The organism is Cupriavidus necator (assembly GCF_016127575.1).
GTDB classification, from domain to species: domain Bacteria; phylum Pseudomonadota; class Gammaproteobacteria; order Burkholderiales; family Burkholderiaceae; genus Cupriavidus; species Cupriavidus necator_D.
Window position 1 is genome coordinate 230,315 of the sequence record NZ_CP066019.1, and the last position, 23,220, is coordinate 253,534.

Genomic DNA, 23,220 nt, shown 5'->3' on the forward strand with positions numbered 1-23,220 from the left:
CCTAAAGTCCCGCCCCCACCCAGCCGATAACTTCCACATCCACCACCGCCGGCCCTCGCCGCGGTAGTCCCATCAATCCGGGGTCAGAGCACAATGTCTCTCTTCAGTATTGGTCTTTCCGGCCTGAACACCGCGCAGAACGCGCTGACGACGACCGGCCACAATTTTGCCAATTCGGCGACCGAAGGCTATTCGCGCCAGAATACCATCGTGGCCTCGGCCGGCGGCCAGTACACCAGCCAGGGTTTCTATGGCTTCGGCTCCAACACCACCACGGTGATCCGCGTCTATGACGAGTTCCTGACCGGCCAGCTGCGCGGCGCCACCTCGGCCAGCGCATCGCTGGCGGCGTACTCGGACCAGATCGCCCAGATCGACAACCTGCTCGCCGACCAGAAGGGCGGCCTGGCGCCGCTGATGCAGAAGTTCTTCGCGGCGGTGCAGGCAGTGGCTGACACCCCGGCCGATCCGGCAGCGCGCCAGGGCATGCTGTCGGCGGGGCAGGCGCTGGTGGGGCAGGTGCGCTCGGCCAGCAACTACTTCAAGCAGCTGCAATCGGGCGTCAATGAGCAGGTCGGCACCGCCGTCACGCAGGTCAACGCGTACACCAGGCAGATTGCCAACCTGAACCAGGAAATCACCCGCCTGAAGGCTGCCTCCGGCGGCCAGCCGCCCAACGATCTGCTGGACCAGCGTGACCAGGCCGTGGCCGAGCTGACCAGGCTGGTCGGCGCCAAGGTGGTGGTGCAGGACAGCGGCACCTACAACGTCTTCGTCGGCAACGGCCAGCCGCTGGTGATGGGCAATGACGCGTACGAGCTGAAGGCGGTAGCCTCGGCGGCCGATCCCAACCGCACCGTGGTGGCCTACACCCTGCCCAACGGCAACGTGTTCGAGAGCGAGCCGGGCGCGATCACCGGCGGTTCGCTGGGCGGCCTGCTGCAGTTCCGCACCGAATCCCTGGACGCGGCGCAGAACGCCATCGGCCGGCTGTCGCTGGCAATCGGCCAGAGCTTCAATGCGCAGCACAAGCTGGGCATCGACCTGAACGGCGCGATTGGCACCGACATGTTTGAACTGGGTAGCGCCACCTCGATCCCCAACGCCAACAACACCGTGAAGACCACGGTGGCAACGACCAGGATCGACAATGCCTCGGCCCTGACCACCAGCGACTACAAGCTGCAGTTCGACGGTACCAACTACACGCTGACGCGTCTCTCCGACAACCAGCAGGTGGTCACGCCGGTGCCCGCCGGCGGCGCCAGCTACCCGCTGCAGTTCAGCGCCGACGGTTTCACCGTCGAGATCAATGCGGCGATGGGCACCAACGATTCGTTCACGATCCAGCCCACGCGCAATGCCGCCACCGGCTTCGACATGGCGATCAGCGACCCGGCCAGGATCGCCGCGGCATCGCCGGCTCGCGCCGACGCGGCGGCGTCGAACAAGGGCAACGGCACGGTCAGCCTGGGCAAGGTCGCGCCCGGCTATTCGCTGCTGGCTGGCACGATCACCGCCAGGTTCGACGGAACCACCTATGTCTTCAGCGATGCCAACGGACCGCTCGCGACCCAGCCGGCGCCCGTGTCCAACGGCAGCAATACCGACTACACCCTCAACGGCCTGACCTTCAGCTTCGGCGGCACGCCCGCGACGGGCGACACCTTCACGCTGAGCAGCAACGCCGGCGCGGTCAAGGACAACGGCAACATGCTGGCGCTGGCCAAGCTGCAGAACGCCAAGACCATCGGCGGTGTGTCCAGCTTCAGCGAGGGCTATGCCCAGCTGGTCAACGACGTCGGCACGCGCGCCAAGTCGGTCAAGATCGCCTCGGCCTCGCAGGACAGCATCACCACCCAGATCAAGACCGCGCAGCAATCGGTGTCCGGCGTCAACATGGACGAGGAGACCGTGTCGATGCTGCGCTTCCAGCAGCTGTACCAGGCCAACGCCCGGGTGATCCAGACGGCCGGCACGCTGTTCGACACCATCATCGGCATCGGCAGGTAAGCTGCGGCACCCACAAGCGTCAGCAGAGTCAGAAGAGGTAACCAATATGCGCGTTGCAAGCTCCACCCTGTACCAGCAAGGCCTGGCTTCGATGAACTACCAGCAGGGCTCGCTGCTGCATATCCAGCAGCAGCTAGGCACCGGCCGCAGCATCCTGACGCCGTCCGACGACCCCGTCGGCGCCACCCGCGCGCTGGGCGTGAGCCAGGCACAGGCCGTCAACGGCCAGTACGCAACCTCGCGCAAGCAGGCCAATATCGCGCTGGCCGCGGAAGAAAACGCGCTGCAGTCCGTGACCACGGTCACGCAGAACATCCAGACGCTGCTGGTGCAGGCCGGCAACGGCACCATGAGCGATGCCGACCGCGGCTCGCTGGCCACGGCGCTGGAAGGCCTGTACAACCAGCTGGTGGGCCTGGCCAACTCCGACGACGGCAACGGCCAGTACCTGTTTGGCGGCACCCGCTCCGGCAGCGCGCCGTTCACGCAGAGCAAAGGTCCGGGCGCCTACATCGGCGACAACGGCCAGCAACTGCTGCAGGTCGATGTGGCGCGCCAGATGCCCGCCGGCAACACCGGGCGCGAAGTGTTCATGAGCGTGACCGGCGGCGCCGGCTATGTCGTCAAGGGCAATGCCAACAACACCGGCAGCGCCACGTTCGGCACGGTGTCGACCACGAACCCGAGCGATCCCGACTATGGGCTCTCGATGCAGGTCACGTTCGCGGCCAATGCCAGCGGCCAGATGGAATACACCATCACCGACCTGTCGGCAGGCACGACCCCCGCACCGGTCGTGAAGGGCCCCATCGCCTACACGTCGCCAGCCCATATCGACGTCGCCGGCGTCAGCTTCAACGTGACCGGCGATCCCAAGGACGGCGACACCATGACCATGGCTCCCGCCAGCGAGGCCGGCACCGACATGTTCGCCAATCTGCAGACCGTGATCGACACGCTGCGCCAGCCCACCCCCGACAGCAGTGATCGGGCGCATCTTGGCAACGTCATCTCCACCGCCACGCGCCAGTTCTCCAACTCGCTCGACAACGTGCTGACCGTGCGGGCATCGGTGGGTTCGCGCATGAACGAGCTCGATGCGTTGGATGATGTGGGGTCCAACCGTGACCTGACGTACTCGCAGACGCTGTCGGGACTGCAGGATCTGGATTACGCGAAGGCGATCACCGAGTATTACCAGCGGCAGACGGCGCTGCAGGGGGCGCAGCAGTCGTTTATGCAGATTCAGGGGATGAATTTGTTTAAGTATTTGTAAGGTGGGTGGGGCGGCGGCCTCAGGTGTGTTCTTGTCTAGCCGGAACAAAGTCCCGCAAAACCCCGAAAGAAGTTTTGCATCCGCGGGTAGCAGCTCCATTTAGCGACGTGCACGAAGGCGGACACGCAGGAGCCATCAGGAGATGGCACCGTCCTCGGCCTGCACTTCCGCCTGGCCCCACGTAACCCGGGGGACCTTTCTATTTTTCCGAAGCGCAAGATCGCCGGCTCTTGCCAAGCGCCTTGCCCGCTCCGGTGCCAGCGTGAACGGCTTACGCGAGCACGTGAAACGGGCGCTGGAAGGCTACGGACCCGGCGTCTTGCCCGAGCGGGGCTTCCGCAGAAGGTGGAAGGTCCAGCAGCGCGCGCACGTCCCGTTCTACCGTCGCGAGCGAAGCGGACCTGGACAGGGAGCGGGCAAAGCGGCTGTCGAGGCCTGGTGGCAGACGCAGCCACATATTGTCCGAGACCAGCAGCAGGCGCCTTGGCTTCAGCGCCAGGCTGGCCAGGCGCAGCAGGTGCCAGCCGTCGGCAAGATCCGGCGGCATGCCGAACACAAGCAATGCCGGAGCCGGCAGGCGCGCATTGCGTGCCGCCAGGGCGTCCGTTTCCACGAGTTCGACCCGGCCAATGCCCGGCATTTCTCCGAGCAGGCGCATGACTCCGTGCCGGTACACCGGCATGTCGTCGATCACCACGGCATGTGCCTCGCGGTTGCGCCCCAGGACTTGTTCCCAGGCGGCCGCTCCACGGTTCGTCCAGCTCATCCTTGTTTCCTCCGGTTTGCCGGCGTTGGCTTCGTGGCCAGCGCCCTGCACCAGTACCAGCAAGGGCAATGCCAACTCTGGCAAGGCCGCCTCGTGCAATTGCGCACAGGCGCGGGAGCCAGGCCCGCTGCGGGTTTCCGGGAGGTTGACGCGGACCTGCCGGCCTTTGCGGACGACTGGCAGCCGCGGTGGGGTGTTACGTGTAACGTAACGTGTTACGCGACCAGCCTCGGCCGGACGCCGGAGGCTGTCGAAACCAGCGTCCCGCGCAGAGCAGGACGCCAATGACCGAAAGCTGGTGCTCAATTGCGATCGGTCTCAATTCGCCTTAACCTGTCACATAGCCCCACCCTGGAACCGCGCGATGCAAGCACATCCCTTACGCCTCTCTCCCGGCGACGATCTGCGTGCCGCACTCGAAGACGTGCTGAGTCGGCTCAAGTTGCATGCGGCTTTCGTCATCCAGGGAATCGGGAGCCTCAGCGTTGCCCAATTGCGATTTGCCGGGGCGGAAGACGCTACCGAACTGCGTGGCGATCTGGAGATCCTGACGCTCGCCGGATCCCTGTCACCGGATGGAGCGCACCTGCACATGTCGGTTGCGGACTCGCGAGGTCGGGTGCTCGGTGGTCATGTGGCGCGCGGTTGCACGGTCCGTACGACTGCCGAGATATTGCTGGCGCTGCTTCCCGAACATCGTTTCGCCCGTGAGTACGACCAGAGTTCAGGGTTCATGGAACTGGTGGTACGGAACGAGCCGCCGCTGGATTAGATTCGAAGCAACCCGGGCAGCGTGGATGAATGAGGTCGTTCGGCCCGTTTCAGCCACTCGGTGCGAGTGTTCGGGCGACCGCCTTACGCATGAAGCCTATGCCTTGGCACACTTGACGACGGTATCGAGCGTGCGAGTGGTGATGCCCTTCCCGAACGAGCGTTCGAGCAGGCGCATGAACACCGGGCCTTTCTTCGGATCGGGCACGTAGGCGCTGAAGACCTCCGTGGCATTGGCCTTGACGATGCTTGCGCCGTCGCGCTCGATGGGCAGCTCCACGTCTGGTGGCACCGGGTTGCGGAGAAAGGTGACAACCCGCTTGGCCGAAGGTGCAAGGCTGAGCTCGGCGAAAGGGTCCGAGTCGATGAGGTCCTGGAGATAGCGGGACGGCCGGACGAAGGTGTCGAAGCTGTGGCCCAGTTCAGACTGCATCGCCTTCTCGGCGCGTTGCTCCAGGCTGGCCAGTGACGACGATCGCGCGTTGAACACGATGTTGCCGCTGGAGAGCAGGGTTTTCACTTCGGAGAAGCCCGCCGCCTCGAAGCAGCGCTTGAGTTCGGGCATCCGGGCGTTCATCGGGCTGACGCCGCGAAGAAAGGCAACGTATCGGGACATGGCTATCTCGTGATTGCTGGCAAACCGCCACACAGCTCGCTCGCGGTCAACGGTAAACAGGCTGGTCAATGATAGACGAGTGCCGGCCAGCGGTTCAGCCCACCCACGTGTCAGCGCATGGCCGCTATGAAAAGGGGAGAATTAACAATCTCACAGGAGATGGCGAAACGACCTGCTAGCGCGCAGTTACGGACTCTCGAGCCGGGTACTTCATGGTTCAGTGCGCGAAGTACCCGCACGAGCGGCAGTCCGATGGCGCGAGTTGCGCCTGCAACGAAAATCTTCATGGCTTTTCTCCATTGAGCTGCGCAGGCTGGCAGCGCAGCGCAAAGTCGACGACACAGCGGAGCGGAGTGACGCCCCGTTCTGATTCGGTGAACGCCATTTTTTCTGGTCCTGGGACTTAAAAAAGCACCAAAAAGCTGAAGAATTCGTGTACCACCCCTCCCATGTGCTGTCAGTGCCTTTGCGCTAGGAGAACTTGCTGATCAGGTGTTGCAAGCGATCACAGGCAGCCGGCAGCTGCTGTTCAATCGCTGTCGCAACACCAAGGAGCAGTCCCGATCGCTGCGTAGACGCCGAGCAATACCACCCCGACAACGGGGCGGGCGCAAGGCCGTAGGCATAGGCTTCCCGAGCGATCGTCTTGTCGTCGGCGCCATCGGGAAGCCTCATCACCACGGCAAGTCCGGCCGGATAGGCCTGGAATCCCCTGGACCTCAGCGCAGCCAGCAGTGCATGGCTTCGGCCTGCATAGATGCGCTTCATCCGACGCAAGTGTCGGATATAGTGCCCATCCCGCATGAATTCAGCAGTTGCCATTTGCACTGCCGGTCCGGGCGCTGAAGCAAGGCAGGCCACGGCTTCATCGAATCGGGCTACCAGGGAGGCCGGCACCACGACAAATCCAAGCCGCAGCGTCGGACTGATGGTCTTGCTGAAGGACCCGATATGAATCACCCGCCCCGCACGATCGAGTGACGCCAATGCGGGAGCCGCGCGGCGTGCCAGCTGGAGTTCGCCCAGGTAATCGTCTTCGATGATCCAGGCATCCGCGCGTGTCGCCCAGTCGAGGATCTGCACCCGACGAGCGAGCGACAAGGTAGGACCCAGAGGCGCTTGTTGGCCCGCGGTGACCAAAGCCACCGCGGCATCTGGTGCGTGCGTTTCACCGTAGCTGACATCAATGCCTTCTTCGTTTACCGGGATGGGAACCGTTGCGAGCCGGGAAATTTCCAATGCCCTGCGGCTGGGAAAAAATCCCGGGTTCTCGACCCATGCCTTCCGGCCTTCGGCCTGAATCACTCGCAGCGCCACACCGAGCGCCCCTGAGCATCCCGCCGTAATGAAAATCTGTGAGGGCTGGCATTCAATGCCGCGTGCCAGGGCCAGATGCGCTGCGATCTCTCGTCGGAGTTCATGTTCGCCTCTTGGGTCCGGATACGCTGCAGGCGCTTCGACTTCGTCGCGTGCCGCACGGGCTCGCAGCCGCGAAAACAATGTAGCCGGGAAGCAGTCCGATGCCGGCACGCCCATTTGAAAGACCGCAGGTCCGGGCAGGAAATGCTGGTACAGCTCGGATCGCAGATCAGACTCGATGGAACGCGCACGCTCCGTGATCGGGCTCGCGACGGCAGCATGCTCAGAGACTCTGGTCCCCCAAGCGCGCGATGAAACGACCAGTTGTGCGTCGGCCAGCCGCTCATATGCAGTCTTGACGGTGCCTCGGGCAACCCCGAGTTGTGCGGCAAGATCTACCCAGGACGGCAGTCTGGCACCGGGAACGAGTACCCCGTTCTCAATGGCGCCGGTAATGCCGAGCCGAATCTGCTCCGCCAGTGAAGTTTTCGACGCGCGGTCAAGCTTCAGATCCAGGAGTCCCATAGCCTCTGGTACATCAGGAAATTGAATTTTTGGTTCTTTTTTATGAACCTCCGGGAGAGCATGATTCTAGCCTCACAGGAGATAAACATGAAACTTCAGCGCATTCTTCGCGCTCTCGTCGCGGCTACGAGCATCGCCTTCACCGGGGCTGCCGCTGCACACACCGTTGGCGATACGGTCAAGCCGAATTTCTCCCGGGCGATTCCCAACATCCCGGGCAAGTCGCTCATCGCCGTGGAGGTCCTTTATCCGCCCGGAGGCGCTTCGCATCCTCATACCCATGCCAAGTCGTCATTCATCTATGCATACGTCGTCTCGGGCAGCGTCGCCAGCAAGGTGAACGACGAGCCGGAACGCGTATACAAGGCTGGTGAGAGCTTCTTCGAGGAGCCAGGCGCACGCCATCCGGTGAGCCGCAATGCGAGCAAGACCAAGCCGGCAAAACTGCTCGCCGTGTTTGTCGTCGATTCAGACGACAAGGAACTGACGATCAACGACAAGTAGGAGTTTGAAATGAGACTGGATTACACCAAGGCATCGCCAGGCGGTGTGAAGGCATTTGGCGGCGTGTACGGCTATGTCATGCAGTCGGGCCTCGAAGACGTCCTCGTCGAGCTGGTCTATCTGCGCGTGAGCCAGATCAACGCGTGCGCTTATTGCCTGGACATGCATACCCGTGACCTGATCAAGAAGGGCGCTACGCCCGAGAAGCTTGCGCTCGTGCAAGCCTGGCGCGAAGCGGGGCCGTTGTTCACTCACCGCGAAAAGGCCGCACTCGCATGGGCCGAGTCGGTCACCCTGGTGGCGGACACACACGTGCCCGAGGAGGAATTCCAAGTCGCGGCCGCGGCGTTCAACGAGAAAGAGCTCGCTGACCTCACGATGGCTATCAGCCTGATGAACGCCTATAACCGGCTCGCCATCAGCTTCCGGCGCGCCCCCGAGTCCGCACTGGCCGCCAAAGACTGATGCTTGTTGTCCCTCGGGTGCCGGGTGAAGTCTGTTGAGAAGCGCGCCTTTAGGGGCGTTTCCCTTTTGGGGGCACGTAGCCCCCGAGTTGCGCTTCGCAGCTTTCCATTCAGAGGTCCGCTTCCTTTCCGAACGGGGCGCCCGTAGTTCACGCACCGACTGACCGGAACTGGGCCGGTACCGGTCGGCCGGCCTGTCCACATCAGTATCCAGTTGCTGAGGCGAGCCAGGATCGCGGGCACTGGCGTATGCGGAATTTGCTGCGGGGCTGCGCGCCTGCGCCGAAGGAGCGCAGGCGCATCGGCAAGCTCAGCCTGCGGCGTTCTCCTGCGCCTCGTCGTATTGACCCAGGCAGGCCATGGCATTCAGCCGTGAGCGCTGCAGCAGCACCCGTTGCGCTTGCGCGGCGTTGGCGGCGTCGCCGCGCCAGGCGAGCAGGGGCGGCTCCTGCAAGGCGCGCCCGTAGGAGAAGGACAATCGCCAGGGCAGCGGGGCAAGCCGGTTCATGGCGTCCAGATTGACGGTGGCCTCGGTGGGCGTCTGGCCGCCGGACAGGAAGAAGATGCCCGGCACCGCCGCCGGCACCGTGCGCCTGAGCACCTGCACGGTCTGCATGGCGACCTCGGCCGGGGCCGCGTGCCCGGCCTCCTTGCCGGGCAGCACCATGCTCGGCTTCAGCAGCATGTGCTCGAGCACCACCGCATGCCGGTGCAAGGCATGAAAGACTGCATGCAGCACGGCCTCGGTGACCTCGGCGCAACGCGCCATTGAGTGCGCGCCGTCCATCAGCACCTCGGGCTCGACGATGGGTACCACGCCTGCTTCCTGGCAGATCGCGGCATAGCGTGCCAGCGCTTCCGCATTGGCCTGGACGGCAGCCCAGCCCGGCAACTTGTCCGACACGTTGTAGACCGCACGCCACTTGGCAAAGCGCGCGCCCTGCTGGCGATAGCCGGCAAGCCGCTTGGCCAGCCCGTCGAGACCCTCGGTGACCTCGTCCCCGGGTGCCAGGGCGAGTGCGATCTTGCCCTTGTCCACCTTGATGCCGGGCACGATGCCCTGGCGCGCCGCCAGTTCCGGCAGCGGCGTGCCATCGTCGGCGCGCTGGCCCAGGGTTTCCTCGTACAGGATCACGCCGCTGATGAACTGGCCAAGGCCTGGGCTCGACAAGAGCAGGTTGCGCCACGCGCGGCGGTTTTCCTCGCTCGACTCCACGCCGATGCGTTCGAACCGCTTGGCGATGGTCGGCCCGCTCTCGTCGGCCGCCAGCAACCCTTTGCCCGCTTGTGCCAGGGCGTCCACGGTGGCTTGCAGTTCGCTTTTTCTGTCCATGATCAGGCTCCGTGCAGGTGACATAGGAACAAGCATTGGCGCGAAAACGCCGTCGCGCAAGCCAGGTGGGGCACGTAGCGCCTGCCTAAGGTGGCCGCCCGAACGCTTCGCGCAGCTTGCCCTTGGCCTTTTCCAGCGTGGCGCGACGCGCCCTGGGCAGATGGCGGCCGGCACGATTGATGTAGAAATTGAGCATCGACATCGCCGACTGGAACGCCGTGCCCTTGCGGCGCCGGCTGCTCACGGCGGAACGCTTGAGCGAGGCGGCAATTTCCTCGGGGTTGTCCGAGGCGAAGATGTGCGGTTCGAGGTCCAGCGCGTTGCTGTGCTCTGTTATCTGCTGCGACCAGCGCCGCCCCTTGCTGGCGCCAGCTTTGGCGCGGCCCTTTGCCGGCCGGCGGGTGGATTTCGCGGCAGCCATTTCCGGTCCTCCCATAGCTTTATCGGGATCCGTCTAGCCTAGGCAACTTCTCGCCGTCCCGGGGGGGTCAGGGGGGACCGGCGCGTGGTGGCAAGACGGCCCGGGCGGTGTGGGATAATTGCCCCTTTGCCCAGGGCGCAGCTCAAGAGGTTGTTCGCACGGGCGCGCAAGGGTCCTTATTCCTGTGGCCCGCTTCCTTTCTGCGATATTCCTTCAGCAATAAAAATGCCCACATACCGTTCCAAAACCTCCACCGCCGGCCGCAACATGGCGGGGGCGCGCTCGCTGTGGCGCGCCACCGGCATGAAAGACGAAGATTTTTCCAAGCCCATCGTCGCGGTGGTCAATTCCTTCACCCAGTTCGTGCCCGGGCACGTGCACCTGAAGGACCTGGGCCAGCTGGTCGCGCGCGAGATCGAGGCCGCGGGCGGCGTGGCCAAGGAGTTCAACACCATTGCGGTCGATGACGGCATCGCCATGGGCCACGACGGCATGCTGTATTCGCTGCCCAGCCGCGACATCATCGCGGACTCGGTGGAGTACATGGTCAACGCGCACTGCGCCGACGCCATGGTGTGCATCTCCAACTGCGACAAGATCACCCCGGGCATGCTGATGGCCGCAATGCGGCTCAACATCCCGGTGATCTTCGTCTCCGGCGGCCCGATGGAAGCCGGCAAGACGCGCCTGGCCAACCCCGTCACCAAGGCCATGGAGTTCAAGAAGCTCGACCTCGTGGACGCCATGGTGATCGCCGCCGACAGCGCCTATTCCGACGCCGACGTGGCCGAGGTGGAGCGCTCCGCCTGCCCCACCTGCGGTTCGTGCTCGGGCATGTTCACCGCCAACTCCATGAACTGCCTGACCGAGGCGCTGGGCCTGTCGCTGCCCGGCAACGGCACCGTGGTGGCCACCCACGCCGACCGCGAGCAGCTGTTCAAGCGCGCGGGCAGCCGCATCGTGGAACTGGCGCGCCAGTACTACGAGCAGGAAGACGAGCGCATCCTGCCGCGCTCGGTAGGCTTCAAGGCGTTCGAGAACGCCATGACGCTGGACATTGCCATGGGCGGTTCCACCAACACCATCCTGCACCTGCTGGCGATCGCGCGCGAGGCCGACATCGACTTCAGCATGACCGATATCGACCGCCTCTCGCGCGTGGTGCCGCAGCTGTGCAAGGTGGCGCCCAACACCAACAAGTACCACATCGAAGACGTGCACCGCGCAGGGGGCATCATGGCCATCCTGGGCGAGCTGGAGCGCGCCGGCAAGCTGCACACTGATGTGCCCACGGTGCATGCCCCCACGCTCAGGGACGCGCTGGAGCAGTGGGACATCAGCCGGACCCGGGACGAAGCCGTCAGGAACTTCTACCTGGCCGGCCCGGCGGGTGTTCCCACCCAGGTGGCGTTCAGCCAGAACACGCGCTGGCCCAGCCTGGACCTGGACCGCGCCGAGGGCTGCATCCGCTCCTACGAGCACGCCTTCTCCAAGGAAGGCGGCCTGGCGGTGCTGACGGGCAATATCGCGCTCGACGGCTGCGTGGTGAAGACCGCCGGCGTGGACGAGAGCATCCTCGTGTTCGAAGGCACGGCCCACGTCACCGAGTCGCAGGACGAGGCGGTGGAGAACATCCTCAACGACAAGGTCAAGGCCGGTGACGTGGTGATCGTGCGCTACGAAGGCCCCAAGGGCGGCCCCGGCATGCAGGAGATGCTCTACCCGACCAGCTACATCAAGTCCAAGGGCCTGGGCAAGGCCTGCGCGCTGCTGACCGACGGCCGCTTCTCCGGCGGCACCTCGGGTTTGTCCATCGGCCACTGCTCGCCCGAAGCTGCGGCCGGCGGCGCCATCGGCCTGGTGCGCGACGGCGACAAGATCCGCATCGACATTCCCAACCGCACCATCAACGTGCTGCTGTCCGACGAGGAACTGGCGAGCCGCCGCGAAGAGCAGAACGCCAGGGGGTGGAAGCCGGCCAAGGCGCGTCCGCGCAAGGTGTCTGCTGCGCTGAAGGCTTATGCCAAGCTGGTGATGTCGGCGGATAAGGGGGCTGTGCGGGACTTGTCGTTGCTGGATGACTGATCCCGGGGCGAAGCTTTGCTTCGTTTGCCGATAAGGCCGCTCTTTGGAGCGGCTTTTTTTTGGTTCTTATAAGAACGCGCCCCGTGGCTGGCCTTCGATCGATCCAGGAAATTCGTTTGCTGGCTATTGGGGCGAAGTGCTGACGGTCGCGGCCGAGGCGGCGGGTATTGCCGCACTGGTGATCGACGGCGGCGTACGCGATATCGCGGCACTTACCGCGCGGTGACGGCGAAAGCCCACATGTTTAAGCGATTCATGCCGCCAAGTAAAAGGAGGCTGGACGCTCCAGGCCCGAGATGCAGTCCTATGGTAAGGTTGCTGGCATGAGTTTACGGACTTCAACCAGTGACGCATGGGCCGCAGCTATGTGGTGCTGGGAGAGTGATGCAGCGTGAGTGATGCGAAGCAGGATGCGCGGCGCGCGCCGCCGACTGAGAGAGTTTCAACCAGCAGGGCTTTGCGCCTGAGCGTGCCGCCAGAGGCCAGGCCTGCGCCGGTCAACGGGAAAGACTGGCTGCGACAGAGGAAAGAGCAATTGCAGGCTGCCCGTGCCGCTGCCAGGCAAAGGCGCGATCTGCTAAGAGCCGAAATCATGTCGGCCGTGCAAGATGTTGCCCGAGAGGAACGCACTGCTGCGCGGCTGGAGGCTGAACGCCTGAAGGCGGAAGCCAGGACCGCGCGGGCCTACGCGCGGGAGGACGCACGCGCCGCCGCCAAGTTCGAGCGCGGCCAACCAACCCGCTCGGCGTCCAAACGAAAGACGCTTGCTAACGAGAAACGCAAGCTGGTTTCTTACGCTGATCTGTTGCGGATGCGTGGGTGATCCGGTCATTCCATGGGTCTTGAAACGGACGGTTAATCCGATCCGCCTGCGGGAGCTGACTATCTGCCCTTGGTCAAGGGCCACTTCCCGCCGCGGCCAGACTGCCTGATAAGACGCGCTGCGCAACATCGCGCGATTCGTGGGGAACCGGAATTCGTCAGACTGCGTTTTCCGAAAAATCAATGGCGCCCAGCGGTGCGTACTTCGCACGATTGCCTGTGCTCTTAAATCTGGTGCCTGCCTATGAGAAAGGCCCGATGCGAGCATTTGCTGGCATCGGGCAAGAAGGCCGGTGGGCACGATTCCACCGGACGGTAGGCGGCAGAGAGGTCAGAAAGTGTGGTTGATACCAACGTTGAAAGCAGAGTTGCCGGCGAGCGGGTTGCCGACATCATTGGCATTCCATACGCGGTAGAAGCCGGACTTGGCCGTGTTCGCCGCGCGATTCCAGATGTGGGCGTAAGACGTATAGAGCCTGGTCCGCTTGGAGAGGTTATGTACGTAGCCGATCGCAAACTGATGGGCATCGTTGTCGGCGTCGGTCCGATCGTTCTTGTAGATGTACGAGGTCACGACCCGCCCGGCGCCGACCGGAATCGAAGCCCCGACCAGCACGTCTTCCGATTTGAAGTTGGGCGTGCCCGGTATGATGGCGCCTCGGTTGATCACGTAGTTGAGGTAACCAGTCGCGAGCCCGAAGTCGTACTTGGCGCCGAAGAACACTTCCCGTGCATTCTTGCCAGGGCCGTTGGCGTCATGGGCGTCCGCGTAGGCGACGCGTCCCATGAAGCTCCCCCCCGAATAGCCAAGTGACGCGCCAAACTGGCTGTTGGTGGCCGCACTGCCGGGCACTTCGCCAAAGCTGTAGGACAGTTCGCCATCGAGGCCGCCGAGTGTGCCCGGCAGGTTGTATTTAAGGGCATTGTCGACACGGTTGCTGCCGCCTCGACCGCCGGCTGAAATCAGGTTTGCAGACGTGCCGGCCAGGCCAGTCACAAACGGATCGAACTCCACTTGTGCCAGCGCCAGCGTTGTATATTGCCGCCCCATCGTGATACGGCCCGGCGATGCGTCGAGTCCGACGTAGGCCTGCCTGCCGAACAGTAAGCCACCTTGACCTGATGCGCCAGTATCCATCAGGATGCCGGCTTCCAGCGTAAAGAACGCTGCCGTGCCCCCGCCTAGTTCTTCGCGTCCGCGCATGCCAACGCGCGAGCCTGACATCATGCCGCTCGTGACCTTTGTTACCGAACCGGCTGCCGCGCCGTTTTCGTGTACCAGCCCGACGTCCGCTACGCCATACAGATTCACGCTGGACGACTGCGCCGCGGCATATATCGAGTGCCCACCTGCGCCGAATGCCACTGCCGCGCCGAGCACGCATCTTGCCAACATCGCCCGCTTCATTCCCATATCGATTCTCATTCTAAATTTTTTAAAATATGCAAATATGTATGAAATATCTAAATTTTTGCGTGGCGCGCACGAGGGCGCCAGTCAGCCTGGTGGACTGTGAGCCTGCTCCTGGTTGGGGTCCTGCCGGGTGCGGCGGCGCGGATCTACAGCATTGCAGCGAAGTGCCGCGTGGTCTCTAGTAGCGAATAGGAGGCCTTGAAGCCGATTTCGCGGTGAGCGGCACTGACGTCGGACGACGCCGGTCGCACATGCGGAAATCCGGCAAAGCCGCCCTCGGGCAGCCTGAGATCGGTGGTCTGCAGCGCCGGATAACATTGGCGCACGACATCGATGAACGCTTCAACCGAGAACCATTCGCCGGTAGCGATGTTGTACACGCGTTGACGCGGTGCCGGTGCGGTCAGTGCAGCGATGTTGGCGATAGCGCAGTCCCGGGCATCGATGAATTCCTCACGGCCGTTCCACAACAGGATCGGATCGTCTAGCCTTGCAGGCACTCCGGTGCGTCCGGCTTCGAGCAGTGTGGCCAGTAGCCGGCCCGGCACACTGGTGACCGCGTCCCGTCCGGCGCCGAGCACAGCGCCGTAGCGCAGCACGACCGCATCGACGTCATAGAGCGAGGCGTAGGCGAGCGCGAGATGCTCGCCAGCCAGCTTGGTGGCCGCATAGATGCTGCCAGGCCGTTCGCTGAGGACCCGCAACGGGAAATCCTCGGCGATCGGTGTGGCAGGCAGGGACGGGAAGGCTGAGTACATGACGGTGGTCGAGCTGGCAATCACGACACGCGAGAGCTTACGCTGGCGTGCCAGCTCAAGAACGTTTGCCGTTCCCATCGTATTGACCCGGATGCCGGCGAGTGGATCCTTGCGAATGGCAGTGGAAAGCAAGGCCGCCGTATGGACGATAGCGGTGACCCCATGCTCGTCCACCAGGCGGGACAATGCGTCGTAGTCGGTCACATCGCACAATGCCAGCGGCAGCGCGCCCAGTTCAGCAGAATCGGGCCGCCTGACGTCGGCGAGCAGCACAGGTTCTCCCTGGGCCAGCAACTGCGCGGCGGTCAGACGGCCGATCAGGCCGGCACCGGTGACTAATATCGTCATGGCTGCTCCTCAGTCGGCCTGAATGCCGAATTCCTTGACGATCCGGCCATAGCGCTCGTAGTCGGCAGCGATCAGCTTGCCAAGGGCGGCTGGGTCGCTGCCCTGCGGAGTCACGGCAACCGTTGCCATCCGGGCGACGACGTCCGGCATTTTCAGGATGTCGTTGAAGTGCTTGTTCAGCGTCAGAACCAGTTCCGGGGACATGCCCTTCGGGCCCACCACGGCCTGCCAGGCACCAACCTCGACATCCTTGTAGCCAAGCTCGGCCAGGGACGGCACGTTCGGCGCGAAAGGCGAGCGCTTCTTGTCCGCGACGGCCAGCGGAATCAGCTTGCCCGACGGGAAGTACTGGGACACCGGCCCAAGCGTGGAGTACATCATCGGCACCTGCCCGCCCAGCAAGTCGACCACCGCGGGGGCGCTGCCGCGGTAGGGGATCTGCGTGAGCTTGATGCCGGCCGATTTGTTGAACAGTTCCGCCAGTATGTGCATTGGCGATCCGTTGCCCGGACTGCCATAGGTTTTCAGCGTACCGGCTTTAGCATGCGTGACGAAGTCTTCAATCCGGGTGACACCGGCGGCCTTGTTGACCACAACGAACAGCGACTGCGTGCCGAGTAGCGTGATCGGCGTCAGATCCTTGCGCGGGTCGTAGGAGGCACCCGTGCCGGGCCGCAGCACGTGCGGAGAGATCGAGATTGTGTTCGGGGCGAACAGCAGCGTATAGCCATCCGGCGCAGCCTTTGCCACGTACGCCGTGCCAATGGTGCCGCCGGCGCCGGTGCGGTTCTCCACCACGACAGGTTGCCCAAGCCGAGCAGTCAGCTTCTCGGCAAAGAGGCGTGCCAGCACATCTGTATCGCCGCCGGCTGGATAGGCCACGAGAAGCGTGACCGGCTTGGTTGGATAGCTGCCCTGCGCAGTGGCCCCGCCCGTCGCAAGTAGGGTGGCAATAGCTGTCAGGGCAACCAATGCCCGGCGTCTCGCGGATTTCTTCATGTGATCCAACTCCTCTAGGTGCATTGCGGCCCGCCGGGCCTCACAGCAGATCCGGCGCTCACCGCGCATTGTTCATATATGAAACGGCGTCTCATTGAACACTCATGAAAAATTATAAATTTATATCTATTGAATAAAAGGTGGAGTTTACCCTGCGTGGGCGAGGAGCGCGGAAATGGCCTGTATCGGCTGCAGACGGGCGAAATTCGGGCCTGAATCGGTAATCCGACGGGTCCGGCAGCACCTGCTCTGGTCCCCGGATAGTGCAAAATTTCGTTGTTGGAGGTAAATTTATGAAATTGCCAGTGTCCTATAGATGCCGGCCAGCCCTTGCCGCTCATCCATCCAACAACAAATCATGCGGACTTCCGATTTGCCGCGCAGGCTGCAGCACGCAGAGCCGGCGCCGACCCAGACCATTTCCGAGAAGGCGTATCAACTGCTGCGCGCAGACATCATCGCGGGCAGCCTGGCCCCTGGGGAAAAGCTTCGCCTGCAGGCATTGCAGGAACGCTACGAACTCGGCGTGAGCCCGATCCGCGAGGCCCTGATGCTTCTCTGCGGCGAAGGACTGGTCAGCAATGAGGGCCAAAGGGGCTTCAGCGTGACCAAGCTCTCCAGGAGTGATCTGCTCGATCTGATGCATGCGCGCACCTCGATCGAACTGCTCCTGCTGGCCGATGCCATTGAGCATGGCGACGATGACTGGGGCGCGAACATCATGGCCGCCTATTACAAGCTGACCAGGGCGCGGCTCCCGACCGATGCATCGGACACGGTGGCAGTGGAACTGTGGGAAACGGCTCACCGGCGCTTTCACCTCGCGCTGGTTGCAGCGGCTACGTCGAAGTGGCTACTGCGCATCGACGAACAACTGGTCGACCATTCTGAGCGGTATCGTCGAATTCGCCTGGCCTACCCGCGCTCGAGCAAGGAACTGGCCGACGATGTGTTGAAGGAACACCTGGATCTCATGGAGGCGGTGCTCGCGCGCGACACGGAGAAAGCCTCCGCGCTGCTGCGGCACCACCTGATGCGCACCGCCGAAGTCCTCAGCAAGCGCTTTGCCGACTAGCCCCAATTTCAGGGCTTGTCGGGCAGCGCGACATAGGCCACGATTTCGATGCGCATGCCTGGCACTACCAAGGCCTTGGCGATCACCGTCGAGCGGTTTGGATAAGGCGGGGCGAAGAACTCTCCATAGAGCGCATCGACTACCGGCACGTCATCGGCTTCCAACAGGGTGATCAGCACCTGCACCACATCGTTCAGGTCCGCGCCCGCTGCTTCGGTCGCTAACTTCAGGTTCTCAAACGTCAGGCGGGCCTGCCGGGCGATATCGCCGGTATCCACCGACCCGTCAGGACGGACTGGACCGTGCGCAGTGAACAGCAGACCTGCGGCCTGGGTCGCCCAGGAAAATGGCTGTGCCGGAGTGGGCAAGCCAGTCTCAATGACTTGCTTCACTGTGAGGTCTCCTTGACGAGTTGCGCGAGCCGCGCATACCAAGGGTGGGAAGGGTCCGAAAGCGCAGTATGCGTGCGGAAATGATCCTCGCCCGCGTGCATGTAGCAATCAACGGGAGCCGGCTGCATCCTCAGCATGGCGTACAGGGTGAGATTGGAGCGGATCACGCGCTCGCTGTCATGTTCGCCGTAGCTGAGCACCATCGGAACGGTATTGCCGGCAGACCACGTCAGCGGACTCATTGCCGCATCCAGTTCCTGCGAGTCGAGCAATGCGGTGTACACCCGCTCCTCAAGACTCCCGGGCGCCGGGTTCGGGTGGTGCAGGTTCATGATGCCACTGATGGGCAGGCAACCGCGAATGGCCTGCTGGTCAATACCCACCGCGCGCAGTTGTGGTTTTCGCATCGCCGCCATGGCCGCAATACCGCCGCCTGCCGAATGGCCGGAAAGATAGAGGTGAGAGGGTGAGCCGCCCCAGGTGGCAATGCTTTTCTGCACGCTGCCCAGGAGCAACGCCGCGTCGTCAAACGCTGCGGGCAACCTGTGGGCCGGTGCCAGCCGATACGTGGGCGCCACCAGCACCATGCCAAGGCTTATCACCATAGGCGCAAGGAACGAGGCGTATTCCTTGTAGCCATTCGTCCAGCCCCCACCATGCCAGAAGATCAGGACAGGCGCGTCGCGCAACCCTCGTGCCGTAAACACGTCGAACCGCTGCCGCTGGTCGGTACCGTAGGTGAGGTTGCGCACAGCGACGACGCTTTCCGGCAGGTGTTCGGCCCAGTCAAGAACGGTACGTTCATACGCCACTGCGGCCGCGGACGACAGCGGTGGCTGAGATGGCTCTGGTTCAGTTGCGAACTGGTCTGACATTTTCACTTTGCTTCCATATCAAGTACGAGCCACCGGCTTGCGCCGCTCCTGGCAGTTTGCAAAATATACATCTCAATTATTCATGTTTGCAAGAGAACAATTTATAAATTAAAGGCGCAATGTCCGTGCCGGATAGGCAACGGACGCCTCCGGCGACACGACGCATATCACCTGCGGGGTTGGATGGTCGCTACCGCGAGACCCGCTCCGGCGAACGCGCACACGGCGGACACCAGCGCAACCGCGCGCAGCGCTTCAGTGATAGCTTCGGCTTCCGCCAGCGCCACGGGTGGCTGGGTCGGCAAATGGGCGTCGCCCGCTGCCGCCCCGGCTTGCGCGCCCGGCTCCAGCAACTGCCCGGTCCGGCGTGCGTCCCTGGGAACGCCCAGTTCATCGAGCCGCGCCGACAGCGCCGCCTGGTGCGACCACACGAACACGATGCCGAGCACCGCAACTGCCAGCAGACTCGCCATACGTGCAACCGCATTGTTGATGCCGGATGCAACGCCTGCGTGGTCAGCCGGCACCGAGCCCATCACAATCGTCGTGAGTGGCGCGACGGTGATCGTCATGCCAAGCCCAAGCACGGTGAGCGCAGGGAAAAATCCGGCCCAATAGCTGCCGCCCACGAACGGCAACGCCAGCATCACGAATCCGATTCCCGCGATACCCGGGCCAGCGCTCAACAGGATCCGCGAGCCGAAGCGGCTCGTCAGGCCGCCGGTGAAGCGCGACAACAAGCCGATGATGACCGGCACCGGCAGCAGCGCCGCGCCCGCTTCAGTTGCGGTGTAGGCATGTGCGCGGATCAGCGTGAACGGCAGGAAGAACAGTGCGCCGCTCAGGCCGAAGTAGAGCAGCAGTGTGACGAGGTTGGCGCCGGTGAAATCGCGTGAGCGGAACACGTCGAGCGGCATCATGGGGTGACGGCTGTTCGCTTCGATCATCACGAATGCGACCAGCACGAGCGCGCCGGCGCCGATCGCGCACAGTACAAGCGGATCTGCGAAACCGCGCGCAGACGCCTCGGTCAGACCATAGGTGAGGGCAGCCAGCCCCGCTGCGACGCTAAGCGCGCCGGGCCAGTCCAACTGTCGAGGCGCATCGAGCTTGTGGCTGTTCGGCACCGACAAAATCGCGAGCGCGATCGTCACCGCTGCAAGCGGGACGTTGAGGAAGAATATCGCGCGCCACGACAACACGTCGACGAGCCAGCCGCCCGCCACCGGCGCCGCCGCCGACGTGATCGCCCCGACGGCCGCCCAGGTGCCGATTGCCCGTCCGCGCGCTTCGCCTTCGTACACGGCGCCGATGATCGCGAGACTGCTGGGTACGAAGAGTGCTGCACCAATGCCCTGCACTGCGCGCGCGGCGATCAGCGAATTCGCGTCCGGCGCGAACCCGCAAGCGGCCGACGTCAGCGTGAAGACCCCGATGCCCGCAATGAATACCGTGCGGCGGCCGAGCTTGTCGCCCATCGATCCGCCCACCAGCACGAGGGACCCGAGAAAGAGCAGGTAGGCGTTAACGATCCACTGCATTGCCGCGACGCTCGCGCCGAGTTCGCTCTGAATGGCGGGTAGCGCGACATTGACGACGGAGCCGTCGATGAACGCCATGCTTGAGCCGAGGATCGTCGCGGCGAGTGCTAGACGCTTGCGCCGGCACGGGCGGTCGACTGCGGTGGGCTGCGTGCGGATGACGAGTTCGTCGCACGGGCTTGCTTGTGCAGCGATGACGTGCGCGATCATTTGGTCGCTATCGGGAAGATCCGGGTTGGCCAAGCTCGCTCCCGTGCCGGTCGATGGTGACTAGCATAGTAGTGGGAGTGCGGGACCGCCGATACGGTTGGGACGGGTGCGTGCGTGCGAGCGGTCGCGGCGCCCATCAGTTGCGCGGTCCGCCTCATCTAGCGCATGGAACCAGGCGTGATCGCTGCCATCGATCTGCACCGGTTCGCTCCAGACTTGCTGTTCGACACCGGCTTCCGGGTGTCCTGGAAGCTGCGCCCACCCAAAAGCATCAGCCGTGCAACCGGCGGGAATGTCTATGATCCGGCATACGAAGACTGGCGAAATCTTGATGTCGTGCCGCTCGCGCAGGGTCTCGCAGGCCAGCATTGGGCCGAAGTCGGCGTAGCTGTCGCGAATCAGGCCGCGCACGCGGGATTCCAGGTCGGGCGGTTGGGCCCGTTACTCCCCTTGGTGGGAGGGAAGTCGATCTTCTAGCATAGATACGCTGGCCAAGCGACCGACAAGGCAGGGAGCGCTTGATATGACGGTTACGAAGCTTCAGGAGGTAATGGATATGTCTGCCACAAGGATTGAGATGTGCGACCAGGATGGCGACGGGGTATTGACCATTCGAGATGACGGCGCCGCATTTTCAGGAGTCGCGCTTGAGCTTTCGAATCTATTCGGTGAAGACGTGGTCGCGGATCTTGATAAGCACCAGTTGCTCAAATGGTGCGAGATGGTCGCGGCCCATCTTCGCAACCAAGGCGTTATGCCAGGCGAGTGCGCTCCGGAGGGCTACGTCAACAAAACTAGTCAAAGCCGGACGAAAGAGCAGCCTGGCGTCGAGGAGCTTTTGCAGTCGGCGGCATCTTGACTCTGGCGAACGCGAGACGCTTTGCTGGCAACAGAGCGTCTTTTCGTTGGCGCATTGCTTAACAATCCCCACCAGCCAGCGATTCCGGTCGACGGCCGTTTCCGATTGCAGATTCAACCGGTCGATGCAACAGCTTGATGGAATCGTTCAGCCGGTACCGGCCGGATGCCCTCCGCGAAACTGCCGCCCGATGTTGCCGCCTTGAACCCCAAGGCCGGCCCACTACTGCGTTGCGATGGCCAGCACGCCTCAGGCGACCGCACCCGGCGGCGCATGGCGTGCCAGGAAGCGGTCCAATTGCCCAGCGAACGCCTTGCTGTCCTGCTGGGCGTACGCTGCCGGCCCGCCGGTATCAACGCCTGAACTGCGGAGTTGTTCCATCACCTCGCGCATGGTCAGGCGCTCCTGGATGTTCTCACGGCTGAACCAGCTTCCTCGCGGGTCGAGCACATAGGCGCCCTTGTCAAGGGCGGCGGCGGCAAGAACGATGTCCGCCGTAATGACGAGGTCCCCGCTGCTGACCAACTCGACGATACGGTCATCGGCGACGTCGAAGCCCGCAGGCACTTGCAGTGACTTGATGAAGCGCGAAGGCGGCGTGCGCATGTACTGGTTGGCAACCAGCGTGACGCACACTTCGACACGTTGTGCGGCCCGATACAACATTTCCTTGACGACAACCGGGCAGGCGTCTGCGTCAACCAGTACTTGCATCGCGATACTTCCAATGGGGGGAGGGAACGCTCATCTTACTGCCTGCGCGTCCCGTTCGTTTGTTATTCGGCCAACCCCTGGTCCGGCGGTAGCCGGCCCGAACGCACCTTCGCCTTTACTTCCCGCGCCGCACCGTCGTGAGGTGTTCGCCAAAGAAATCATCGACGACTTGCGCGGAATCCTGGCCAACGTCTGCACCGAAGTAGAGGCGGACATTGTGGAAATCGATGGAGAGGACGATCACGTCCACCTGTTGGCAGGATGTACCCGCAAGCCTCGCCGGCGCCTCTTCACGAATGCCGGCCACCCCTCATGATCGCGCTGGCCGTGTCGACCACGGCCGCCAGGGCAAGCATGGCGATGATCACCGTGCAAGCCTGGGGCAGATGGAACAGGGACAGCTCGAAATACAACATCTGCCCAAGCCCGCCGGCGCCGACAAAGCCAAGGATTGCCGCCACGCGGATATTCGTTTCCCAGCGGTACAGGATGTAGGCCAGAAACTGGGGCCATACGCAGGGCAGCGTCCCGTACATGAAGACCAGCGCGGCAGGAGTGCCCCCTTCCATCAGCGCGCGGGCGGGTGCGCGCGGCGCATTCTCCAGCGCCTCGGCGAACAGGCGACCGAGCACGCCCGCGGTATGCAGTGCCAGGGCGAGGGTGCCGGCAAACGGTCCAAGGCCGACTGCGAGTACGGTCAGGGCAGCCCATACCAGCTCGGGGATCGAGCGCAACAGGTTCAGTAGCAAGCGCGACAAGGCGCGCAGCGCATCGCCGTAGAGCCCGGAAGCCGGTAGTGCCAGGCCAAAACCCAGCACCGCCGCACACAGCGTGCCCACCGCGGAAACCGCGAGCGTTTCGAGCATGCTGCCAGCGGTTCTGGCCAAAAAAGCGGGTGACAGCTGCGGCGGGAAGAACGTCAGCAGGAAGCGCGCCATCTCGGCTGCAGCGTCCGCGGAAAAAAGCTGACCCAGATCGAGCGACAGATACGCGAAGCTGCCCGAAACCGCGGCGGCCACCGCGATCAGGGTGAGCAGGCAGCGCATGCAGAATTGAGCGGCCTTGACCTTGTGCGCCATG

The 23,220-nt window shown here is 63.5% G+C and carries 26 protein-coding genes; 12 read left to right on the top strand and 14 right to left on the bottom strand.

What is annotated here, in order from left to right; all coding sequences use genetic code 11:
* The first annotated feature begins 93 nt into the window (after window positions 1–93).
* Together flgK and flgL are read left to right on the top strand one after the other, a co-directional pair.
* Entirely contained in the window at window positions 94–2,013 is a 1,920-nt protein-coding gene (flgK, locus tag I6H87_RS20075; protein ID WP_011616450.1) for a flagellar hook-associated protein FlgK, read from the top strand.
* Window positions 2,014–2,059: 46 nt separating this feature from the next.
* On the top strand, window positions 2,060–3,289 hold the full coding sequence (gene flgL, locus I6H87_RS20080) for a flagellar hook-associated protein FlgL (protein WP_011616451.1): 1,230 nt from the start codon (window positions 2,060–2,062) through the stop codon (window positions 3,287–3,289).
* A gap of 271 nt (window positions 3,290–3,560) precedes the next feature.
* Here the strand turns inward: flgL and I6H87_RS20085 are convergent, their stop codons facing one another.
* The gene (locus I6H87_RS20085; protein ID WP_231881476.1) at window positions 3,561–4,139 is read right to left on the bottom strand and encodes a DNA-binding response regulator; all 579 of its coding nucleotides are present in this window, start codon (window positions 4,137–4,139) and stop codon (window positions 3,561–3,563) included.
* Window positions 4,140–4,419: 280 nt separating this feature from the next.
* On the opposite strand from I6H87_RS20085, the gene I6H87_RS20090 reads away from it, so the two are divergent.
* Window positions 4,420–4,827 (top strand): PPC domain-containing DNA-binding protein, encoded by a 408-nt coding sequence (locus tag I6H87_RS20090; RefSeq protein WP_011616453.1) that lies wholly within the window; start codon window positions 4,420–4,422, stop codon window positions 4,825–4,827.
* Window positions 4,828–4,923: 96 nt separating this feature from the next.
* On the opposite strand, the gene I6H87_RS20095 is transcribed toward I6H87_RS20090, so the two are convergent.
* Both I6H87_RS20095 and pdxR read right to left on the bottom strand, forming a co-directional pair.
* A complete protein-coding gene (locus I6H87_RS20095; RefSeq protein ID WP_081050322.1) occupies window positions 4,924–5,442 on the bottom strand; it encodes a DUF1697 domain-containing protein in 519 nt (172 codons plus the stop codon).
* Window positions 5,443–5,913: 471 nt separating this feature from the next.
* Window positions 5,914–7,326 carry a MocR-like pyridoxine biosynthesis transcription factor PdxR gene (gene pdxR, locus I6H87_RS20100; protein WP_011616455.1) on the bottom strand — a complete coding sequence of 471 codons (1,413 nt, stop codon included), beginning with the start codon at window positions 7,324–7,326 and terminating at the stop codon, window positions 5,914–5,916.
* A gap of 87 nt (window positions 7,327–7,413) precedes the next feature.
* Between pdxR and I6H87_RS20105 the strand changes: the two genes are divergently transcribed.
* Both I6H87_RS20105 and I6H87_RS20110 read left to right on the top strand, forming a co-directional pair.
* Entirely contained in the window at window positions 7,414–7,830 is a 417-nt protein-coding gene (locus tag I6H87_RS20105; RefSeq protein ID WP_011616456.1) for a cupin domain-containing protein, read from the top strand.
* Window positions 7,831–7,839: 9 nt separating this feature from the next.
* The gene (locus I6H87_RS20110) at window positions 7,840–8,295 is read left to right on the top strand and encodes a carboxymuconolactone decarboxylase family protein (RefSeq protein ID WP_010812652.1); all 456 of its coding nucleotides are present in this window, start codon (window positions 7,840–7,842) and stop codon (window positions 8,293–8,295) included.
* A 309-nt stretch (window positions 8,296–8,604) separates the two neighbouring features.
* Here the strand turns inward: I6H87_RS20110 and I6H87_RS20115 are convergent, their stop codons facing one another.
* Entirely contained in the window at window positions 8,605–9,627 is a 1,023-nt protein-coding gene (locus I6H87_RS20115) for a class I fructose-bisphosphate aldolase (protein ID WP_011616457.1), read from the bottom strand.
* 85 nt (window positions 9,628–9,712) lie between these two features.
* The gene (locus tag I6H87_RS20120; RefSeq protein ID WP_011616458.1) at window positions 9,713–10,048 is read right to left on the bottom strand and encodes a DUF3175 domain-containing protein; all 336 of its coding nucleotides are present in this window, start codon (window positions 10,046–10,048) and stop codon (window positions 9,713–9,715) included.
* A 225-nt stretch (window positions 10,049–10,273) separates the two neighbouring features.
* Between I6H87_RS20120 and ilvD the strand changes: the two genes are divergently transcribed.
* From ilvD to I6H87_RS20135, 3 genes are all read left to right on the top strand, one after another.
* Window positions 10,274–12,133 carry a dihydroxy-acid dehydratase gene (ilvD, locus tag I6H87_RS20125; RefSeq protein ID WP_011616459.1) on the top strand — a complete coding sequence of 620 codons (1,860 nt, stop codon included), beginning with the start codon at window positions 10,274–10,276 and terminating at the stop codon, window positions 12,131–12,133.
* A 43-nt stretch (window positions 12,134–12,176) separates the two neighbouring features.
* The gene (locus tag I6H87_RS34420) at window positions 12,177–12,359 is read left to right on the top strand and encodes an RraA family protein (protein WP_231881477.1); all 183 of its coding nucleotides are present in this window, start codon (window positions 12,177–12,179) and stop codon (window positions 12,357–12,359) included.
* 165 nt (window positions 12,360–12,524) lie between these two features.
* Window positions 12,525–12,956, top strand: a complete 432-nt coding sequence (locus I6H87_RS20135; RefSeq protein ID WP_037025644.1) for a hypothetical protein — start codon at window positions 12,525–12,527, stop codon at window positions 12,954–12,956.
* A 330-nt stretch (window positions 12,957–13,286) separates the two neighbouring features.
* Here I6H87_RS20135 and I6H87_RS20140 read toward each other — a convergent pair whose 3' ends face one another.
* The 3 genes from I6H87_RS20140 to I6H87_RS20150 form a co-directional block, all read right to left on the bottom strand.
* On the bottom strand, window positions 13,287–14,381 hold the full coding sequence (locus I6H87_RS20140) for a porin (protein WP_136227844.1): 1,095 nt from the start codon (window positions 14,379–14,381) through the stop codon (window positions 13,287–13,289).
* A 134-nt stretch (window positions 14,382–14,515) separates the two neighbouring features.
* A complete protein-coding gene (locus tag I6H87_RS20145) occupies window positions 14,516–15,475 on the bottom strand; it encodes an NAD-dependent epimerase/dehydratase family protein (RefSeq protein ID WP_011616462.1) in 960 nt (319 codons plus the stop codon).
* Between the two features lie 9 nt (window positions 15,476–15,484).
* Entirely contained in the window at window positions 15,485–16,474 is a 990-nt protein-coding gene (locus I6H87_RS20150; protein WP_011616463.1) for a Bug family tripartite tricarboxylate transporter substrate binding protein, read from the bottom strand.
* Window positions 16,475–16,832: 358 nt separating this feature from the next.
* On the opposite strand from I6H87_RS20150, the gene I6H87_RS20155 reads away from it, so the two are divergent.
* Entirely contained in the window at window positions 16,833–17,549 is a 717-nt protein-coding gene (locus tag I6H87_RS20155) for an FCD domain-containing protein (protein ID WP_011616464.1), read from the top strand.
* 8 nt (window positions 17,550–17,557) lie between these two features.
* Here I6H87_RS20155 and I6H87_RS20160 read toward each other — a convergent pair whose 3' ends face one another.
* The 3 genes from I6H87_RS20160 to I6H87_RS20170 form a co-directional block, all read right to left on the bottom strand.
* On the bottom strand, window positions 17,558–17,941 hold the full coding sequence (locus I6H87_RS20160; RefSeq protein WP_011616465.1) for a RidA family protein: 384 nt from the start codon (window positions 17,939–17,941) through the stop codon (window positions 17,558–17,560).
* Window positions 17,938–18,816 carry an alpha/beta hydrolase gene (locus I6H87_RS20165; RefSeq protein WP_011616466.1) on the bottom strand — a complete coding sequence of 293 codons (879 nt, stop codon included), beginning with the start codon at window positions 18,814–18,816 and terminating at the stop codon, window positions 17,938–17,940. The genes I6H87_RS20160 and I6H87_RS20165 overlap by 4 nt, the downstream gene beginning before the upstream one ends.
* 167 nt (window positions 18,817–18,983) lie before the next feature.
* Window positions 18,984–20,567: an MFS transporter gene (locus I6H87_RS20170; protein ID WP_011616467.1), complete on the bottom strand. Its 1,584-nt coding sequence runs from the start codon at window positions 20,565–20,567 to the stop codon at window positions 18,984–18,986.
* 177 nt (window positions 20,568–20,744) lie between these two features.
* Between I6H87_RS20170 and I6H87_RS20175 the strand changes: the two genes are divergently transcribed.
* Together I6H87_RS20175 and I6H87_RS20180 are read left to right on the top strand one after the other, a co-directional pair.
* Entirely contained in the window at window positions 20,745–21,044 is a 300-nt protein-coding gene (locus tag I6H87_RS20175) for a hypothetical protein (RefSeq protein ID WP_041687922.1), read from the top strand.
* 46 nt (window positions 21,045–21,090) lie between these two features.
* Window positions 21,091–21,426: a hypothetical protein gene (locus I6H87_RS20180; RefSeq protein ID WP_041687924.1), complete on the top strand. Its 336-nt coding sequence runs from the start codon at window positions 21,091–21,093 to the stop codon at window positions 21,424–21,426.
* A 249-nt stretch (window positions 21,427–21,675) separates the two neighbouring features.
* Here the strand turns inward: I6H87_RS20180 and I6H87_RS20185 are convergent, their stop codons facing one another.
* Window positions 21,676–22,140, bottom strand: a complete 465-nt coding sequence (locus I6H87_RS20185; protein ID WP_011616468.1) for a YaiI/YqxD family protein — start codon at window positions 22,138–22,140, stop codon at window positions 21,676–21,678.
* Between the two features lie 115 nt (window positions 22,141–22,255).
* Entirely contained in the window at window positions 22,256–22,384 is a 129-nt protein-coding gene (locus tag I6H87_RS34730) for a hypothetical protein (protein WP_255266289.1), read from the bottom strand.
* Here I6H87_RS34730 and I6H87_RS34425 point away from each other — a divergent pair.
* The gene (locus I6H87_RS34425) at window positions 22,322–22,456 is read left to right on the top strand and encodes a hypothetical protein (RefSeq protein ID WP_231881503.1); all 135 of its coding nucleotides are present in this window, start codon (window positions 22,322–22,324) and stop codon (window positions 22,454–22,456) included. The two genes, I6H87_RS34730 and I6H87_RS34425, sit on opposite strands and share 63 nt — an antisense overlap.
* Here I6H87_RS34425 and phnE read toward each other — a convergent pair.
* The gene (phnE, locus tag I6H87_RS34430) at window positions 22,431–23,219 is read right to left on the bottom strand and encodes a phosphonate ABC transporter, permease protein PhnE (protein ID WP_231881478.1); all 789 of its coding nucleotides are present in this window, start codon (window positions 23,217–23,219) and stop codon (window positions 22,431–22,433) included. The genes I6H87_RS34425 and phnE overlap by 26 nt on opposite strands.
* Window position 23,220: the final 1 nt, after the last annotated feature.

Coding starts and splice junctions, on each gene's coding strand:
- flgK (WP_011616450.1), top strand. CDS start 94: ATGTCTCTCTTCAGTATTGGTCTTTCCGGCCTGAACACCGCGCAGAAC.
- flgL (WP_011616451.1), top strand. CDS start 2,060: ATGCGCGTTGCAAGCTCCACCCTGTACCAGCAAGGCCTGGCTTCGATG.
- I6H87_RS20090 (WP_011616453.1), top strand. CDS start 4,420: ATGCAAGCACATCCCTTACGCCTCTCTCCCGGCGACGATCTGCGTGCC.
- I6H87_RS20095 (WP_081050322.1), bottom strand. CDS start 5,442: ATGTCCCGATACGTTGCCTTTCTTCGCGGCGTCAGCCCGATGAACGCC.
- pdxR (WP_011616455.1), bottom strand. CDS start 7,326: ATGGGACTCCTGGATCTGAAGCTTGACCGCGCGTCGAAAACTTCACTG.
- I6H87_RS20105 (WP_011616456.1), top strand. CDS start 7,414: ATGAAACTTCAGCGCATTCTTCGCGCTCTCGTCGCGGCTACGAGCATC.
- I6H87_RS20110 (WP_010812652.1), top strand. CDS start 7,840: ATGAGACTGGATTACACCAAGGCATCGCCAGGCGGTGTGAAGGCATTT.
- I6H87_RS20115 (WP_011616457.1), bottom strand. CDS start 9,627: ATGGACAGAAAAAGCGAACTGCAAGCCACCGTGGACGCCCTGGCACAA.
- I6H87_RS20120 (WP_011616458.1), bottom strand. CDS start 10,048: ATGGCTGCCGCGAAATCCACCCGCCGGCCGGCAAAGGGCCGCGCCAAA.
- ilvD (WP_011616459.1), top strand. CDS start 10,274: ATGCCCACATACCGTTCCAAAACCTCCACCGCCGGCCGCAACATGGCG.
- I6H87_RS20140 (WP_136227844.1), bottom strand. CDS start 14,381: ATGAGAATCGATATGGGAATGAAGCGGGCGATGTTGGCAAGATGCGTG.
- I6H87_RS20145 (WP_011616462.1), bottom strand. CDS start 15,475: ATGACGATATTAGTCACCGGTGCCGGCCTGATCGGCCGTCTGACCGCC.
- I6H87_RS20150 (WP_011616463.1), bottom strand. CDS start 16,474: ATGAAGAAATCCGCGAGACGCCGGGCATTGGTTGCCCTGACAGCTATT.
- I6H87_RS20155 (WP_011616464.1), top strand. CDS start 16,833: ATGCGGACTTCCGATTTGCCGCGCAGGCTGCAGCACGCAGAGCCGGCG.
- I6H87_RS20165 (WP_011616466.1), bottom strand. CDS start 18,816: ATGTCAGACCAGTTCGCAACTGAACCAGAGCCATCTCAGCCACCGCTG.
- I6H87_RS20170 (WP_011616467.1), bottom strand. CDS start 20,567: ATGATCGCGCACGTCATCGCTGCACAAGCAAGCCCGTGCGACGAACTC.
- I6H87_RS20180 (WP_041687924.1), top strand. CDS start 21,091: ATGACGGTTACGAAGCTTCAGGAGGTAATGGATATGTCTGCCACAAGG.
- I6H87_RS20185 (WP_011616468.1), bottom strand. CDS start 22,140: ATGCAAGTACTGGTTGACGCAGACGCCTGCCCGGTTGTCGTCAAGGAA.
- phnE (WP_231881478.1), bottom strand. CDS start 23,219: ATGGCGCACAAGGTCAAGGCCGCTCAATTCTGCATGCGCTGCCTGCTC.